The 15,213-nt window shown below is 75.5% G+C and carries 14 protein-coding genes; 8 read left to right on the top strand and 6 right to left on the bottom strand.

From position 1 onward, the window contains the following. Positions 1 to 107: 107 nt before the first annotated feature. Genes ACFY23_RS21565 through ACFY23_RS21600 form a run of 8 tightly spaced genes read left to right on the top strand, consistent with a single transcriptional unit; the run spans position 108 to position 8,930 of the window. The gene (locus ACFY23_RS21565) at positions 108 to 1,949 is read left to right on the top strand and encodes an HAD-IIIA family hydrolase (RefSeq protein WP_350819230.1); all 1,842 of its coding nucleotides are present in this window, start codon (positions 108 to 110) and stop codon (positions 1,947 to 1,949) included. Continuing rightward, a complete protein-coding gene (locus ACFY23_RS21570; protein ID WP_350682920.1) occupies positions 1,946 to 2,923 on the top strand; it encodes a glycosyltransferase in 978 nt (325 codons plus the stop codon). Before ACFY23_RS21565 ends, ACFY23_RS21570 begins: the two co-directional genes overlap by 4 nt. Beyond that, positions 2,908 to 4,125 (top strand): glycosyltransferase, encoded by a 1,218-nt coding sequence (locus tag ACFY23_RS21575; protein ID WP_350682919.1) that lies wholly within the window; start codon positions 2,908 to 2,910, stop codon positions 4,123 to 4,125. The genes ACFY23_RS21570 and ACFY23_RS21575 overlap by 16 nt, the downstream gene beginning before the upstream one ends. Continuing rightward, positions 4,125 to 4,781, top strand: coding sequence for an SIS domain-containing protein (locus tag ACFY23_RS21580; protein WP_350682917.1), 657 nt, complete (start codon positions 4,125 to 4,127; stop codon positions 4,779 to 4,781). The genes ACFY23_RS21575 and ACFY23_RS21580 overlap by 1 nt, the downstream gene beginning before the upstream one ends. 13 nt (positions 4,782 to 4,794) lie before the next feature. Then, positions 4,795 to 6,315, top strand: coding sequence for a PfkB family carbohydrate kinase (locus tag ACFY23_RS21585; protein WP_350819231.1), 1,521 nt, complete (start codon positions 4,795 to 4,797; stop codon positions 6,313 to 6,315). Next, positions 6,312 to 7,013, top strand: coding sequence for an SDR family oxidoreductase (locus tag ACFY23_RS21590; RefSeq protein WP_350819232.1), 702 nt, complete (start codon positions 6,312 to 6,314; stop codon positions 7,011 to 7,013). The genes ACFY23_RS21585 and ACFY23_RS21590 overlap by 4 nt, the downstream gene beginning before the upstream one ends. Beyond that, positions 7,010 to 7,963 carry a glycosyltransferase family 9 protein gene (locus tag ACFY23_RS21595; protein WP_350686213.1) on the top strand — a complete coding sequence of 318 codons (954 nt, stop codon included), beginning with the start codon at positions 7,010 to 7,012 and terminating at the stop codon, positions 7,961 to 7,963. Before ACFY23_RS21590 ends, ACFY23_RS21595 begins: the two co-directional genes overlap by 4 nt. After that, positions 7,947 to 8,930 (top strand): DNA topoisomerase IB, encoded by a 984-nt coding sequence (locus tag ACFY23_RS21600; protein WP_350686211.1) that lies wholly within the window; start codon positions 7,947 to 7,949, stop codon positions 8,928 to 8,930. The genes ACFY23_RS21595 and ACFY23_RS21600 overlap by 17 nt, the downstream gene beginning before the upstream one ends. 177 nt (positions 8,931 to 9,107) lie before the next feature. Here the strand turns inward: ACFY23_RS21600 and ACFY23_RS21605 are convergent, their stop codons facing one another. The 6 genes from ACFY23_RS21605 to ACFY23_RS21630 form a co-directional block, all read right to left on the bottom strand. Further along, positions 9,108 to 10,142 carry a helix-turn-helix domain-containing protein gene (locus ACFY23_RS21605; RefSeq protein WP_350686209.1) on the bottom strand — a complete coding sequence of 345 codons (1,035 nt, stop codon included), beginning with the start codon at positions 10,140 to 10,142 and terminating at the stop codon, positions 9,108 to 9,110. 50 nt (positions 10,143 to 10,192) lie between these two features. Beyond that, a complete protein-coding gene (locus ACFY23_RS21610) occupies positions 10,193 to 11,200 on the bottom strand; it encodes a helix-turn-helix domain-containing protein (RefSeq protein ID WP_350686207.1) in 1,008 nt (335 codons plus the stop codon). 259 nt (positions 11,201 to 11,459) lie between these two features. Next, positions 11,460 to 11,963: a hypothetical protein gene (locus tag ACFY23_RS21615; protein WP_350686206.1), complete on the bottom strand. Its 504-nt coding sequence runs from the start codon at positions 11,961 to 11,963 to the stop codon at positions 11,460 to 11,462. 67 nt (positions 11,964 to 12,030) lie between these two features. Next, the gene (locus tag ACFY23_RS21620; RefSeq protein WP_350686205.1) at positions 12,031 to 13,662 is read right to left on the bottom strand and encodes a RecQ family ATP-dependent DNA helicase; all 1,632 of its coding nucleotides are present in this window, start codon (positions 13,660 to 13,662) and stop codon (positions 12,031 to 12,033) included. Positions 13,663 to 13,880: 218 nt separating this feature from the next. Next, positions 13,881 to 14,831 carry a TIGR03557 family F420-dependent LLM class oxidoreductase gene (locus ACFY23_RS21625; RefSeq protein WP_350686203.1) on the bottom strand — a complete coding sequence of 317 codons (951 nt, stop codon included), beginning with the start codon at positions 14,829 to 14,831 and terminating at the stop codon, positions 13,881 to 13,883. A gap of 91 nt (positions 14,832 to 14,922) precedes the next feature. Next, positions 14,923 to 15,045, bottom strand: a complete 123-nt coding sequence (locus tag ACFY23_RS21630; protein ID WP_350686202.1) for a hypothetical protein — start codon at positions 15,043 to 15,045, stop codon at positions 14,923 to 14,925. Between the last annotated feature and the right edge of the window lie 168 nt (positions 15,046 to 15,213).

Consider the following 15,213-nt stretch of genomic DNA (forward strand, 5'->3'; position numbering starts at 1 on the left):
CGCGGCCCGGCCTAACGGCGCCCGCGGGTTAGCTTCTCCGGGGCGACGGGTAACGCCACCCCGGGCCGGCGTGTCGACGCCGCCGGCGTGGGCGACGCGCGTTGAAGATGACGTTTACTCCCCGGGGCGCCGGGAACCCGCCGGCTGTGCGACAGGACCAGGTGGAGCCGGATCAGCGCAGGTCAGCCCGGGTTTTTGCCGGCGCTGGCCGGACCGCGTCCGGTCCCGTCCTGTTCGACGCGGTGCTGCTGGACCGGGACGGCACGTTGGTGGAGGACGTGCCGTACAACGGTGATCCGGAGAAGGTGCGGCCGATGCCGGGGGCGCGGGCGGCGCTGGACCGGTTGCGGGCCGCCGGCCTGAAGCTGGCGGTGGTGACGAACCAGTCGGGTCTGGCGCGGGGCTACTTCGGCGAGGCGCAGATGCGGGCGGTGCACGCCCGGGTCGAGGAACTGCTGGGGCGGTTCGACGCGTGGTTGGTGTGTCCGCACGACGACGGTGACGGGTGTGGGTGCCGCAAGCCGGCGCCGGGGCTGGTGCACGCCGCGGCCCGCGAGTTGGGCACGGTGCCGTCGCGGTGTGTGCTGGTGGGTGACATCGGCCGGGACATGACGGCGGCGCTGGCGGCGGGGGCGGCGGGGATCCTCGTGCCCACGCCGGTGACCCGCCCCCAGGAGGTGGCCGCCGCCCCGCAGGTCGCGGCGGACCTGCCGGCGGCGGTGGCGGAGATCCTGCGCCGCCAGGCGGCCCTCGACCCGGCCACGTACCGTCGACCGGCCCTCGACCCGGCCACCCCCGGCCGGGCCGACACCCGATCTACCCGGCGGGTCGGGACCGTTCCGCCGGCCGGTGGGCGGGCGCGGGGCGGGACGGTGCTGGTGGTGCGCGCGGACTCCGCGGGGGACGTGCTGGTCACCGGCCCCGGCATCCGCGCCGTCGCCGCCACCGCCGACCGGGTGGTGATGCTGTGCGGGCCCCGGGGGCGCGCCGCCGCGGAACTGCTGCCCGGCGTCGACGAGATCGTCGAACACCCGCTGCCCTGGATCGACCCCGCCCCGGAGCCGGTCGACCCGGCCGACATGACGACCCTGACCGACCGGCTGGCCGCCGTCGGCGCCGACGAGGCGGTCATCTTCACCAGCTTCCACCAGTCGGCCCTGCCGCTGGCCCTGCTGCTGCGCCTGGCCGGGGTCGGCCGGATCAGCGCGATCAGCGACGACTACCCCGGGGCCCTGCTCGACGTGCGCCACCGCGTCCCGCCCGGCGTACCCGAACCCGAGCGCGCCCTCTCCCTCGCCGCCGCCGCCGGCTACCCCCTGGCCCGCCACGACGAACCGGCCCTGCGCCTGCGCGCCGCGCCGGAGCCTCCGCCGGAGGCCGGCGAGCCGGGCTACGTGGTGCTGCACCCCGGCTCGGCGGCGCAGGCCCGGGGGTGCCCGCCGGAACTGGCCGCCCGGATCGCCCGCACCCTGACCACCGCCGGTTACCGGGTGGTGGTCACCGGCGGCCCCGGCGAGCGGGAGCTGACCGCCCAGGTGGCCGGCGACGTCGCCGTCGACCTCGGCGGGCGGACCGGGCTCGCCGAGCTGGCCGCCACCGTCGCCGGGGCCGGCGCGGTGGTGGTGGGCAACACCGGCCCCGCCCACCTCGCCGCCGCCCACGGCGTCCCGGTGGTCAGCCTCTTCGCCCCGACCGTCCCGTTCGGACAGTGGGGACCGTGGCGGGTGCCGACGGTGCGGCTCGGCGACGCCGAGGCCCCCTGCCGGGACACCCGGGCCGCCCGGTGCCCCGTGCCCGGGCATCCCTGCCTCAGCGGTGTCGGGGCCGGGGAGGTGCTCGACGCGCTGCGGCTGCTGGGGGTGGCCCCGGCGGGACTGCCGGCGCGCGACGGCGGCGGCGCGGGGGCCCGCGTGCCGGCGGCGGCCAGCACCGGCGGGAGCGGCCGATGAACGTCCTGCTGTGGCACGTGCACGGCTCCTGGACCACCTCGTTCGTGCACGGCAAGCACCGCTACCTCGTGCCGGTCACTCCCGACCGGGGCCCCTACGGACTCGGCCGCGCCCGCACCTACCCCTGGCCGGACACCGCCGTCGAGGTCACCCCCGACGACCTGCGCACCGCCGACGTGGACCTCGTCATCCTCCAACGCCCCGAGGAACTCGACCTCGCCACGGAGTGGCTCGGCCGCCGTCCCGGCCGGGACCTCCCCGCCGTCTACGTCGAACACAACACCCCCAAGGACGGCGACGTCCCCCACAGCCGCCACCCCATGGCCGACCGCGACGACCTGCTCATCGCCCACGTCACCGCGTTCAACGAGCTGTTCTGGGACACCGGCGCCACCCGCACCACCGTGGTCGACCACGGCATCGTCCCGCCCACCGCCGAGTACACCGGCGAGCTGGAGCGGCTGGCGGTGGTGATCAACGAGCCGGTACGCCGCTGGCGGGTCACCGGCACGGACCTGCTGCCCCGGTTCGCCGAGATCGCCCCGCTGGACGTCTTCGGGATGAAGGTCACCGGGCTGGCCGACCACCTGGGCCTGCCGGCCGACCGGCTGGCCAGCCACGACGACGTGCCCCAGCACCGGATGCACGCCGAGCTGGGGCGGCGGCGGGCGTACCTGCACCTGTGCCGGTGGACCTCCCTCGGGCTGAGCCTGATCGAGGCGATGTCGATCGGGATGCCGGTCGTCGCGCTGGCCGTCACCGAGGCGGTGATGGCGGTGCCGCCCGGCGCCGGAGCCCTGTCCACCCGGATCGACACGCTGCTGGACGCCGCCCGCCGGTTCGTGGAGGAGCCGGCGGAGGCGCGCCGGGCGGGGGCCGAGGCCCGCGCCGCCGCCCGGGAGCGCTACGGCCTCGACCGTTTCCTCGCCGACTGGGACCGGCTCCTGGAGGAGGAAGTATGCGCATCGCGATGATCTCGGAGCACGCCAGCCCGCTCGCCATCCTGGGCGGCGAGGACGCCGGCGGTCAGAACACGCATGTCGCCGAGCTCTCCGCCGCGCTCGCGGCCGCCGGACACGACGTGCGGGTCTACACGCGCCGCGACGCCGTGGACCTGCCCGTGACCGTACGCAGCGCCGACGGCTACGACGTCGTGCACGTCCCCGCCGGGCCGGCCGAGCCGGTCGCCAAGGACGCGCTGCTGCCGCACATGAAGGAGTTCAGCCGGTGGCTGGTCGACCGGTGGCGGAGCGGGGAGTGGATGCCCGAGGTGATCCACGCGCACTTCTGGATGAGCGGCCTCGCCGCGCTGGCCGCCAGCCGGCAGACCGGGGTGCCGGTGGTGCAGACGTACCACGCCCTGGGCGTGGTGAAGCGGCGGCACCAGGGCGTGCAGGACACCAGCCCCGCCCGCCGCATCGGCTACGAGCGGGAGCTGGGCCGGTCGGTCGACCGGGTGATCGCGCAGTGCCAGGACGAGGTGGGCGAGCTGGTCCGGATGGGGGTCCCCCGGTCCCGGATGACCGTCGTCCCGTCCGGGGTCAACCTGGGCACGTTCGCCCCGCTCGGCCCGACCGCCGACAGGGAGGACGGCCGGCCACGGATCCTCACCGTCGGCCGGCTGGTCGAGCGGAAGGGCTTCCAGACGGTCGTCCGGGCGATGGCGTACGTCCCCGGGGCCGAGTGCGTGGTGGTCGGCGGGCCGCCCGCCGGCCTGCTGGAGACCGACCCGTACGCCCGCCGGCTGCGCGCCCTCGCCGGCACCTGCGGGGTGGCCGACCGGGTGAAGCTGGTCGGCGCGGTGCCGAGGGAGGAGATGGGGCGCTGGTACCGCTCGGCGGACGTCCTCGTGGCGGCCCCCTGGTACGAGCCGTTCGGGCTCACCCCGCTGGAGGCGATGGCGTGCGGAGTGCCCGTGGTGGGCACCGCCGTGGGCGGCCTCAAGGACACCGTGGTCGAGGGCGTCACCGGCGACCTCGTCCCAGCCCGGGACCCGCGCGCGCTGGGCACCGCGATCCAGCGGCTGCTCGACGACCGGATCCGCCGTTTCGCGTACGCGGCCGCGGCGCGGGAACGGGCCCGGCGGCGGTACTCGTGGGCGGCCACCGCCGAGCGGCTGGTCGAGGTCTACGGCGACGTGGCGGCGGTGCGCCGGCCCACCCGGGTGGTGGCCTGATGGCGGCGGCTCCGACGCCGCTCGACGCGCACCTCGCGAACCTGGCCGCGGCGCTGCTGCCCTTCCGGCAGTACGAGGAGCTACTGGCCGGGTGGGGGGAGGCCCTGGCGCGTCGGCTGGTCGACGGCGGCCGGCTGCTGGTGGCCGGCAACGGCGGCAGCGCCGCCGAGGCCCAACACCTCACCGCCGAACTCGTCGGCAAACTCCGCGACGACCGCCGACCGCTGTCCGCCATCGCCCTGCACGCGGAGACCTCCGCGCTCACCGCCATCGGCAACGACTACGGCTACGACGAGGTCTTCGCCCGCCAGGTGCGCGCCCACGGCCGCGAGGACGACATCCTCCTGCTGCTCTCCACCAGCGGCACCAGCACGAACCTCCTGGCCGCCGCCCAGGCCGGCCGCGACGCCGGGCTGCGCTGCTGGGCCCTCACCGGGCCCGTCCCCAATCCCCTCGCCGACCTCTGCCACGACACCCTCGCCGTTCCCTCACCCGACAGCCAGGTCGTCCAGGAACTCCACCTCGTCACCAGCCACCTGCTCTGCGAGTACGTGGAGCGGGCGCTGCCGGCGGCGCCCGCCGGGCCGGGGGCGCCCGTGCGGACCGGGGTCGAGGTGGTGCTCGACGGTGGGGCAGGTCAGCAGGTCGACGCGTGATGAGGAGGGAAGCGTGACGGGACCCGTGGTGGTGGTCGGCGACACCCTGCTGGACCGCGACGTCGAGGGGGTGGTGAACCGGCTCTGTCCGGACTCGCCGGTGCCGGTGCTGGACGAGACCGCCCACGTCGACCGGCCCGGCGGCGCTGGCCTGGCAGCCGTCTTCGCCGCCGCGCAGGGCGCGGAGGTGGTGCTCGTGACCGCGTTGGCGGACGACGCCGGCGGGGCCCGGCTGAGCTCGCTGCTCGACGCCGCCGGGGTGCAGGTGTACGCCCTCGGCCTGCGCGGCGGCACCCCGGAGAAGATCCGGCTGCGCGCCCGGGGCCGGGTGCTGCTGCGCCACGACCGGGGCGGCGCCGCCGGCACCCCGGGTGAGCCCTCCGAGGCGGTGCTGCGGGTGATCGCCCGGGCCTCCGCCGTACTGGTCAGCGACTACGGCCGGGGGGTGGCCCGGCAGCCCGCGCTGCGGGCGGCCCTTGCCGCGACCCGGGCGCCGGTGGTCTGGGACCCCCACCCGCGGGGACCGGCGGCGGTGCCGGGGGTGCACCTGGCCACCCCGAACGAGTCCGAGGTGCGGGAACTGGTCAAGTCCCCGCCCGGCGCGACCCGGCTGGCGACCGCCTCCCGGGGCGCGCAGGGGTTGCGGCAGAGCTGGCGGGCCGGCGCGGTCGCGGTGACCCTGGGCGGGGACGGCGCGCTGCTCTGCCACGCCGGCTCGACCCCGCTGGTGGTCTCCGCCCCGACCACCGCCGAGGGGGACACCTGCGGCGCCGGCGACCGGTTCGCCGCCACCGCCAGCCTCGCCCTCGCGCGGGGCGCGCTGGTCACCGAGGCGGTGCAGGAGGCGGTCACGGAGGCGTCGGCGTACGTGGCCGCCGGGGGAGTGGCGACGGCGCTGCCGCCGGCGCGTCCGCTGCCGCCGGCGGTGTCCAGCCCCGGCGGGGAACGGGTCGGCGTGGCCGCGGCCGCCGCCGTGGTGTCGGCGGTACGCGCGGCCGGCGGCACGGTGGTCGCCACCGGCGGCTGTTTCGACCTGTTGCACGCCGGGCACGTGGCGACGTTGCAGGCCGCCCGGCAGCTCGGCGACTGCCTGGTCGTCTGCCTCAACTCGGACGCGAGCGTGGCCGGGCTGAAGGGCCCCGACCGGCCGGTGATCCCGCAGGGCGACCGGGCCCGGTTGCTCGCGGCGCTGAGCTGCGTCGACGCGGTGATGATCTTCGACGAGTCGACCCCGCACGCGGCGCTGTCCTGGCTGCGGCCGGACGTCTGGGTCAAGGGCGGCGACTACGCCGGCGACGGCGGCGAGCCCGCCCTGCCGGAGGTGGACGTCCTGCGCCGCTGGGGCGGGCACACCGTGGTGGTGCCGTACCTGGACGGCCGCTCCACCACCGGGCTGATCGCCGCCGCCCGCTCGGCCGGGACCTCCGCCGGTCCGGCCGACGCGCCGCCACTCACCGACACCGTGCCGCCGACCTGTCCACCTCCCGGCCCCGCGTCGGCGCAGCGGCCGAGCGCGGCGGAGGGCACCCGGTGAGCGGCGCGCCGCCCGGGGCCGGGCAGACGGTGCTGGTCACCGGCGGGTCCAGCGGCCTGGGCGCCGCCGTGGTCGCGGCCGTGGCCCGGGCCGGCGGCCGGCCGGTGGTGCTGGACCGGCACGCGCCGGCGGACGGGGTGCCGTGGGTGGAGTGCGACCTGGCCGACACCCGGGCCGCCGAGGCCGCCACCCGGCAGCTCGCCGAGCGGTCCGGCGGGCTGGACGCGGTGGTCACCGCGGCGGGGGTGGACGTGCCCGGCCGGCTGGCGGACGTCCCCGGCGAGACCTGGGACCGCGTCGTGACCGTGGACCTGCTCGCCACGGCGGCCGTCGTCCGGGCCGCCCTGCCGTTCCTGGAGAGCTCCCGGGGCAGCATCGTCACGGTCGCCTCGACGTTGGGGGTCAAGGCGGTCAGCGACGCCACCGCCTACTGCGCCGCCAAGTTCGGCGTCGTCGGCTTCACCCGCGCCCTCGCCGCCGAACTCGCCGGCACCGTCAACGTCACCCTGCTCATTCCCGGCGGCATGCGCACCGCCTTCTTCGACGACCGCGACCCCCAGTACCGGCCCGGCCCCGACGCCAACCTCAACGACCCCGCCGACACCGCCGCCGCCGTCATGTTCGCCCTCACCCAGCCCCCCGGTTGCGCCGTCCGCGAGATGATCGTCTGCGCCGAACAGGAAACCTCCTACCCGTGATCCTCGCCCTGCGCGCCCTCGGCGTCGGCGACCTCGCCACCGCCACGCCCGCCCTGCGCGCCCTGCGCGCCGCCCACCCCGACCGGGAACTCGCCCTCGCCGCGCCCGCCTGGCTGGCCCCGCTGGTCGACCTCGTCGGCGGTGTCGACCGGCTGGTGCCGACCGACGGCCTCGGCCGCCTCGACCCCGCCGTGCGCGGGCCCCACATCGCCGTCAACCTGCACGGCCGCGGCCCCGAGTCCCACCGCATGCTCGCCGACGCCCGACCCGGCCGGCTGCTGGCCTTCGCCAACGCCGCCGCCGGCCACCACGACGGCCCCGACTGGGACGACGACGAGCACGAGGTGCACCGCTGGTGCCGGCTGCTGCGCTGGTACGGGACGGCGGCGGACCCGGCCGACCTCGGGCTGCGCCGGCCGCCGGCGGGGGGCGCCCCGACCGGGGCCACCGTGCTGCACCCCGGCACCAAGGTCATGGCCAAGCGCTGGCCGGCGGAGCGGTTCGCCGCGCTCGCCCGGGAGCTGACCCGCCGGGGGCACCGGGTGGTGCTGACCGGCAGCGCCGACGAGCGGGCGCTCGCCGAGCGGGTCGCGTACGACGCGGGGTTGCCCGGCACGGCGGTGTTGGCCGGCCGGACGGGCCTGGCCGGGCTGGCGGCCCTGGTCGCGTACGCCCGGCTGGTGGTCTGCGGGGACACCGGCGTGGCGCACCTGGCCACCGGCTACGGCACCGCCTCCGTGGTGCTCTTCGGCCCGGTCCCGCCGGCGCGGTGGGGGCCGCCGCCGGACCGCCCCCGGCACCGGGTGCTGTGGGCCGGGGAGCGGGATTGGCCGAGGTGGGACGGGGTAGGAACGCATCCGACGTTGGCGGCCGTGGGTGTCGACGAGGTGGTGGCCGCCGTGGACGAGGCGGAACAGGCGGTGCGGGTCTCCGGTGCGGTTGCGGCGTAGCGATCCGGGCAGGCCGGGGTACCGGCGGCGCCGGCGCGGCAAGGGGTGGCTCTTCCTCGACCCGTCCGGCGAGCCGGTCCGCGACCCCGACGCGCTGGGCCGGCTGCGCGAGCTGGTGATCCCGCCGGCCTGGCGGGACGTGTGGATCTGCCCGTACGCGAACGGGCACATCCAGGCCACCGGCGTGGACGCGGCGGGACGCAAGCAGTACCTCTACCACCCGACGTGGCGGCAGAAGCGCGACGAGGCGAAGTTCGACCACGTGCTGGAGGTGGCCCGCCGGCTGCCGGTGCTGCGCGAACGGGTCGCGCAGGACCTGTCCGGCCGGGGGCTCAACCGTTACCGGGTGCTGGCGACGGTCACCCGGTTGCTGGACATGGGCATGTTCCGGGTGGGCAGCGACCAGTACGCGGCTGGCGACGACCCGACCTTCGGGGTGTCGACGCTGCGCCCGGAGCACGCCCGGTCCCGGGGCGGCTGCGTGGTGTTCGAGTTCCCCGCCAAGGGCGGCATCGAGCAGGTGCGCCGGATCGAGGATCCGGAGCTGTGCCGGGTGCTGACCAACCTGCGGCGCCGGCGGCGGGCGGCCGACCGGCTGTTCGGCTACTGGGACGGCCGGGACTGGCGCGACGTGCGCAGCGACGAGGTCAACGAGTACCTGCGCGACGCCAGCGGCGGGGAGATGACCGCGAAGGACTTCCGGACCTGGCACGCCACCGTGCTGGCCGCCAGCGCGCTGGCGACGGCCGGGTCGCAGCGCTCGGCCACCGCCCGGAAGCGGGCGGTCGCGGGGGTGATGCGGAACGTCGCGGAACTGCTCGGCAACACCCCGACCGTGGCACGCACGTCCTACGTCGACCCGCGCGTGGTCGACCTCTACCACGACGGCGTGGTGGCCCCGGTCGACGAACGGACGCCCCGGGAGAAAGCCGAGCAGATCGTCCTGGAACTGCTGGCGGAGGCCTGACCGGCCCCGCCGTCGGTCCTGGGGGGAGTTGCGACGGAGCCGGGGTCCAGGACTCGTCCGGATGGTCACCGGGCGGCCGCCCGCCGCCTCCTCGGGCGGCGGGCGCCTCGCCACGGCCCCCGTTGGCGCCCGATCCCGCAGTCGCCACCGGCGCGGTGGGATCGGCCGCCTCGGATGTCAGTCTGCCCCGACCGGGTTGACCGTGGACGCCGTCGAGTTGACTTTCCGTGCCGGGTCCGCCTGAGTGGCGCGCCAGGATTGCGGCGTCATGCCATGCGTCGCTCGGAAGACGCGGCTGAAGTGCGCCTTGTCGGGAAACCCCCACCGTGCCGCGATCGCCTGGATCGGGTGGTTGCGCAGGCCCGGGTCGGCCAGGTCGTGCCGGCACCGCGCCAGGCGCAGGTCGCGGATGTACGACGCGACCGTCGACTCCTCGGCCTCGAAGAGCCGGTGCAGGCTGCGCAGCGAGATGTGGTGGGCGTCCGCCACCACCTGGGGGCTCAGCGTCGCGTCGCCCAGGTGCCGCTGGATGTAGCCCTGGACCTGGGTGACCAGCGCGCGCCGGCGCACCTCGGTGGGTACGGCGTCCTCGGCCACCAGGTGCCGACCGAGCATGGTGGACGCCAGGTCCAGCGCGACGGTGCCGAGCCGGGCGGCGTCGGCGGCATGGTACTGCTCGGGATGGGTGGCGACCTGGACGAGGAACTGCGCCAGCAGCGCGCCGATCCCCTCGGTGCCCGACATCCGGCCGCCGAGCAGGGGCGCCAGCCGATTCGGCGGCAGCGGCAGCGCGTCGTGCGGGATGAGCGCCACCACGGATCGGGCCGCCTCCTGACCTCGGTCGTCGCCGAGGTGCCGGACGCCGTGCGGGCGCGAGGCGTGGTAGAAGGTGAACTCGTCGGGCCCCAGCAGGCTGCTCCGGCCGGCCTGGCTGACCACGCCGTCGCCGTTGACGGTCAGCGCCAGCATGTAGACCTCCGGATCCGACTGTCGCACCAGCTTCGGCGTCCGGACGCAGTCCAGCGACGGGTACCGGTAGTTGACCACCTGGATCGGGCCGAGCTCGATGATCTCGGCTCGGGCGGCGAAGTCGTGCGCGTGCTCCGTCCGGATCCGCAGCGGCGTCGCGGTGCGGGCCACCATGTCCAGCCACATCCCGAAGCGGTCGGCCGCCGGAACCTGTTCCGTGTCGATGGTGGTCCGCCGCAGCATCCCCGCTCCCGTCCGTCGCTCCCCGCCCGGCCATTGTCCACGGTGCCCGATCAGGCCCCAGGGTCCTGCGAGGGCAGGGCGTGCAGTTCGCGGTACGCCTGCGGGCCCGTCCCGTACGCGGCGCGGAAGGCCCGACTGAAGTGGGCCCGGTCGGTGAAGCCCCAGCGCCGCGCGATCCGGTGCGCCGGCTGGTGCCGCAGCAGGGGGTTGCCGAGGTCGTGTCGGCACCGGTCGAGCCGCCGCTGCCGGATCAGCCCGGTCACCGTCTCCTCCTCGGCCGCGAAGAGCCGGTGCAGCGTGCGGACGGAGACGTGGTGGGCGTCGGCGATCGTCTGCGGGCCGAGCGTCGTGTCGGCCAGGTGCCGCTCGACGAAGTCCCGGACCCGGCTGACCAGCGCCTGCCGGCGGACCTCGCCGGGGAGTTGGTGCTCCGTGTCGAGACGGGTGGCGAGCGTCATCGAGATCAGGCTGAGCACGATCTCCGCGAGCCTCGGCCCCTGGGTGGCGTGGAACTGCTCCGGGTGCCGGGAGATGTGGTGCAGGTGCTGCGCCAGCAGGGCGCCCGGGCCCTCCGTTCCGGAGATCAGCTCCCCGGCGAGGCGGTCGACCCGGTCGGTGTCGAGCGGGAGCAACGTCCGGGGGATGACCGCGGTCACCGCGGCGGCCGGGAGGTTTCCCTCCTGCTCGCCGGCGTGCGTGAGGGTGTGTGGCCGGCTCCAGTCGATGAGCGTGAGGTCGCCGACGGGGATGGTGGACTCGCGGCGCCGGGCGTTGATCGCGCTGTCTCCGGCCAGCGTCAGGGCGAGCTGGTAGACCTCCGGGTCCTCCTGGCGGATCATCCTCGCCGTCCGGCGACCGATGAGCGACTGGTAGCGGAGCCGGGTCAGCTCGATGCCGCCCAGGCTGACCATCCGGGCGCGCCCCTGGAAGTCGTCGGCGTGGTCGCTGGTGCAGGCGATGGGGGCGGCGACCCGGGCGGCCATGTCGAGCCACAGCGGAAACCGGTCGGCCGGGGGCACCCACGTGGTGTCCATCGCCTCGACCCGAAGCGTCGTCATGTCTTGCCTTCCTCGGCTGTTCCGGGCCATTGTCGACGAGGGACCGGCCGGCCACCAGGGAGGGTTCCCCGTTCGGTACGCCGTCGCGCGGCTCCGGACCAGCCCTCGATGCCGTCAGCCCGTCCCGCGCCGGCCCGCCGCGCGCCCGTCCCGCGCGGCTGGTCCGGCGCCCCCGCCACGCCGGCACGCGCGACGCCGGTCCACGCGAAACGCGCGACGGCGGCGCCGGACCTCGTCCGGGCCGCCGTCGTCGAACGGGTCAGTCGTTGAGCACCTGGGCGAGCCGGTCGCGGAAGCGCCGCTCCGAGTCGCTGACCACGTCCCCACCGAGGCCGAGGATGCCGCCGCTGGACGCCGCGCCCACCACCTGCTCGGCGATGTCCACGAGCCAGTGCTTGTACGCCCCGGCCTCGCCCTCGTCCACCTTGGCGGCCAGCAGCGCCGCCGCCTCCTTGGCCCGGCCCAGCACGTCCTCCAGATAGGCCCGCGGGTCGGACGGCGCGATGACCGGCAGTTCCTCGCCGGCCTCGGGGTCGCCCACCCGGGAGACGACCTCCCCGGCGACGGCGGCGACCAGCGGGCTGGCCGACTCCCGGCCGGCGGAGATGGTCTCCAGCCCGGCCGCGTTCTCCGCCATGGTGCGCTTGGTGCCGTCGGACTCGGCGGCGCTCGCCGCGGTCAGCACCGACTGCGGCAGGCCGACCAGCAGCCCCCATTCCTCGTCCGAGAAACCGAACCCGGTGTACGCCGGCTGCTCGATCACGGCAATGCCCCTTCCCGCACTGAATCGCTCGTCGTCCACGGGCCCCGCCAGCGGTGCCCGGCTCAGGCTAGTCGAGGGTCAGCAGGCCCTGTTCGGACACCACGCTGACGGACAGCGTCTTGTACCCCACCTCGTCGAAGAGAACCGTCATCCGATCCTCCTCGTAGCTCAGCACCAGGCCGGGGCCCCACTCCGGGTGCCGGACCTGGCTGTGCACCGGGAAGGGTCCGACCGCGCCGTCGTCGGCGGTGCTGGTGCCGGCGTGGCAGTTGTCGCAGTGCCCGCAGACCTTGGTCATCTGCTCGCCGAAGTAGGCCAGCAGCGCCTGCCCCCGGCAGTCGGTGGTCTCGGCGAAGGCCCGCATCATGTCGGTGCGCGACCGGGTCACGCTCTGCTGCCGCTCCGCCTCGGCCAGGGCTGCCGCGGCGGCGTCCACGGGCGTGGGCGAGTAACGGGGCGCGCCGACGCGCTGCTTCGCCCGCGGCTCGGCCGCGCCGACCTGCTCCAGCAGGGCGAGGTACTGGCCGAGCTTGCGCGGGCCCAGGCCGGTGACCTCGCGCAGCTCCTTCTTGGTGCGCGCCCGCTTGCGCAGCAGCGCGGACAGGTCGCGAAGCTCCGTCTCGTCCGGCAGCCCGCCGCTGAAGAACCGTTGCAACCCGACGTCCTCGGCCTGCCAGAGCAGCAGCACCCGGGCCGGGGCGCCGTCCCGGCCGGCCCGCCCGATCTCCTGGAAGTAGCTGTCCGGCGAGTCGGGCAGCGCCATGTGGACCACCCAGGCGATGTTGGGCTTGTCGATGCCCATCCCGAACGCCGAGGTGGCCACCATGATCGGCACCTGGTCGGCGAGGAAGGCCTCGTGCAGCTCGGCGCGGGCGCCGGCCGGCATGCCGCCGTGGTAGTACTGCGCCGGGAACCCGGCGTCGGTGAGGCGGGCCGCCAGCTCCTCGGCCGAGCGCCGGGTGGGCACGTAGATGATGCCGGGCCGGGTGTCGTCGCGCAGCAGGGCGACCAGCCGCCGCCACCGGTAGTCCTCCGTAGGGCAGTGGGCGACCTCGAGGAACAGGTTCGGCCGGTCCAGCCCGGAGACCACCACCTCGGGCTCGCGCAGCCGGAGCCGGGCGACGATGTCGTCGCGTACGGGCGGGGAGGCGGTCGCCGTCAGCGCCACCACCGGCGGCCGGCCGATGCCCTCGATGAGATGGCCGAGCGCCAGGTAGTCCGGGCGGAAGTCGTGCCCCCACGCGGAGATGCAGTGCGCCTCGTCGATCGCCACCAGCGCCGGCTTCAGCGACTTCACCTCGGCCGTCCGGTCGGGGTTGGCGAGCTGCTCCGGGGTGATGAAGAGGAACTCGGCCCGCCCGTCGCGGACCTCGGCGATCGCCTCGGCCTGCTGGGCGGCCGACTCGTTCGAGCTGATCCGCACCGCGCGCAGCTCGGGCCGCTGCCGCTCGTTGAGGGCCGCGATCTGGTCCTGCTGGAGGGCGAGCAGCGGGGAGATCACCACGGTCGGGCCGGGGATCAGGCTGGCCGGGATCTGATAGATCGCCGACTTGCCGGCGCCGGTGGGCAGCACCACCAGGGCGTCGCGGCGCTTCATCACCGCCCGCATGGCGGCCAGTTGGTGGGGCCGCAGCGCCGTCCAACCGAAGAGGCTCTTGGCCGCGCGGCGCAGGGTCGTCGAGTGCGTGGACAGTTTCATCGAGGGCCGGAGGTACCCGCCGTGATCAGCGGCGAAACCGCCGCCCCGTGCGGCGGGCGATCCGGCCCCTCGCGGACCACCAGGAAGGCGCCCGGCCTCGACCGAGCTGCCCGCGCGGACCGTCGACGACCTGGTCGTCACCCTGCTGCACGGCATCGCCCCGGCCCCCGACTGAGTCGGGGGCCGGGCCTCCTGAACGCGCGGGCGGGGAACACCGCTCAGCGCAGGCGCGGGAACACCTCGCGCTGGTAGAGGTCGAGCATGCCCTGCCAGTTCGGGCCGGTGTTGGCGACGTAGACCTCGTCGAAGCCGGCCTTGGCGTACTCCTCGATCTTGGCCAGGTGCGCGTCGGCGTCCCGCCCGCAGACGAACGCGTCCTTCATCATCTCCGGCCGGACCAGCTCCGCCGCCTGCTCGAAGTGCCGCGGCGAGGGCAGCACCTGGGACAGCTCGCCCGGCACCCCGGCGTTCGGCCAGCGCTCGTACGCGATCCGCATCCCCTCCTCCTCGGTCTGCGCGTGCGCCGCCTTGAAGCCGGCCTGGCACGGCTTGTCGCCGCCACCGCCCTCGCGGAAGCGCCGGACCAGTTCGGCGTCGGGGGACGTGTTGACGAAGCCGTCACCGATCCGGGCCGCCAGGTCGACGGCCTTCGGGCCGAAGCCCGAGACGTAGATCGGCGGAGGAGTGTCCGGCAGCGTGTAGATCCGGGCGTGCTCGACGGTGTAGTGCCGGCCGTGGTGGTTGACGAAGCCGCCCCGCCAGAGTTCGCGGATCACCGCGACGGCCTCCTCCAGCATCTCCAGCCGGACGTCCGTCTGCGGCCAGACGTCGCCGAGGATGTGCTCGTTGAGCGCCTCGCCGCTGCCGACCCCGAGCACGAACCGGCCGGAGTGCATGACCGCGCTGGTGGCCGCCGCCTGGGCGACGATCGCCGGGTGGACGCGCACCGTGGGGCAGGTGACGGCGGTGGTGACCGGGAGTCGGCAGACCTGGCTGAGCGCGCCGATCACCGACCAGACGAAGGGGCTCTGCCCCTGCGCGTCCGTCCACGGGTGGTAGTGGTCGGAGATCCAGAGCGCCTCGAAGCCGGCCCGCTCCGCGGCGCGCGCCTGTTCGAGCAGTTCCGCCGGCGCGTACTCCTCGGTGGACAGAAAGTAGCCGATCCTCATGCTTCCCCCTCGCCGTGTCATACCGGGTCCAACGAGGCAGGCCGTACCCCGGTGGCCGCCGTCGGAACCGGCCGGGCGGCGCGGGTGGGGATCAGCGCCGGAACATCGCGCGGATCGCGGCGAGTAGCAGCAGGCCGCCGACCACCAGGCCGAGCAGGCGTACGCCGGGGACGTCGGCCGGGCTCGTCGCGTCGGCCAGCAGCAGGGGATCCATCCCCGAACTGTCCCCAGCTCCGCGCCCGACGGCAACTGTAAGGTTTATTGACTATTCCTTCGGGCGATGTGACCATGGCAGCACCGCCGCAGGTGGCGGGCCGCCGGGGCGCGGAGAAGACGGGGGTACGACGACCGCATGAGCGAGCGAACCATCAGCCACCACGCG

It is taken from the genome of Micromonospora sp. NPDC000121 (assembly GCF_042899165.1).
In the GTDB taxonomy this organism is placed as follows: Bacteria; Actinomycetota; Actinomycetes; order Mycobacteriales; family Micromonosporaceae; genus Micromonospora.

What these genes read in the sequence shown, in the direction of transcription:
- ACFY23_RS21610 (WP_350686207.1), bottom strand. Translation starts at nt 11,200, where the DNA reads ATGACGACGCTTCGGGTCGAGGCGATGGACACCACGTGGGTGCCCCCG.
- ACFY23_RS21575 (WP_350682919.1), top strand. Translation starts at nt 2,908, where the DNA reads ATGCGCATCGCGATGATCTCGGAGCACGCCAGCCCGCTCGCCATCCTG.
- ACFY23_RS21625 (WP_350686203.1), bottom strand. Translation starts at nt 14,831, where the DNA reads ATGAGGATCGGCTACTTTCTGTCCACCGAGGAGTACGCGCCGGCGGAA.
- ACFY23_RS21580 (WP_350682917.1), top strand. Translation starts at nt 4,125, where the DNA reads ATGGCGGCGGCTCCGACGCCGCTCGACGCGCACCTCGCGAACCTGGCC.
- ACFY23_RS21565 (WP_350819230.1), top strand. Translation starts at nt 108, where the DNA reads ATGACGTTTACTCCCCGGGGCGCCGGGAACCCGCCGGCTGTGCGACAG.
- ACFY23_RS21605 (WP_350686209.1), bottom strand. Translation starts at nt 10,142, where the DNA reads ATGCTGCGGCGGACCACCATCGACACGGAACAGGTTCCGGCGGCCGAC.
- ACFY23_RS21630 (WP_350686202.1), bottom strand. Translation starts at nt 15,045, where the DNA reads ATGGATCCCCTGCTGCTGGCCGACGCGACGAGCCCGGCCGACGTCCCC.
- ACFY23_RS21570 (WP_350682920.1), top strand. Translation starts at nt 1,946, where the DNA reads ATGAACGTCCTGCTGTGGCACGTGCACGGCTCCTGGACCACCTCGTTC.
- ACFY23_RS21620 (WP_350686205.1), bottom strand. Translation starts at nt 13,662, where the DNA reads ATGAAACTGTCCACGCACTCGACGACCCTGCGCCGCGCGGCCAAGAGC.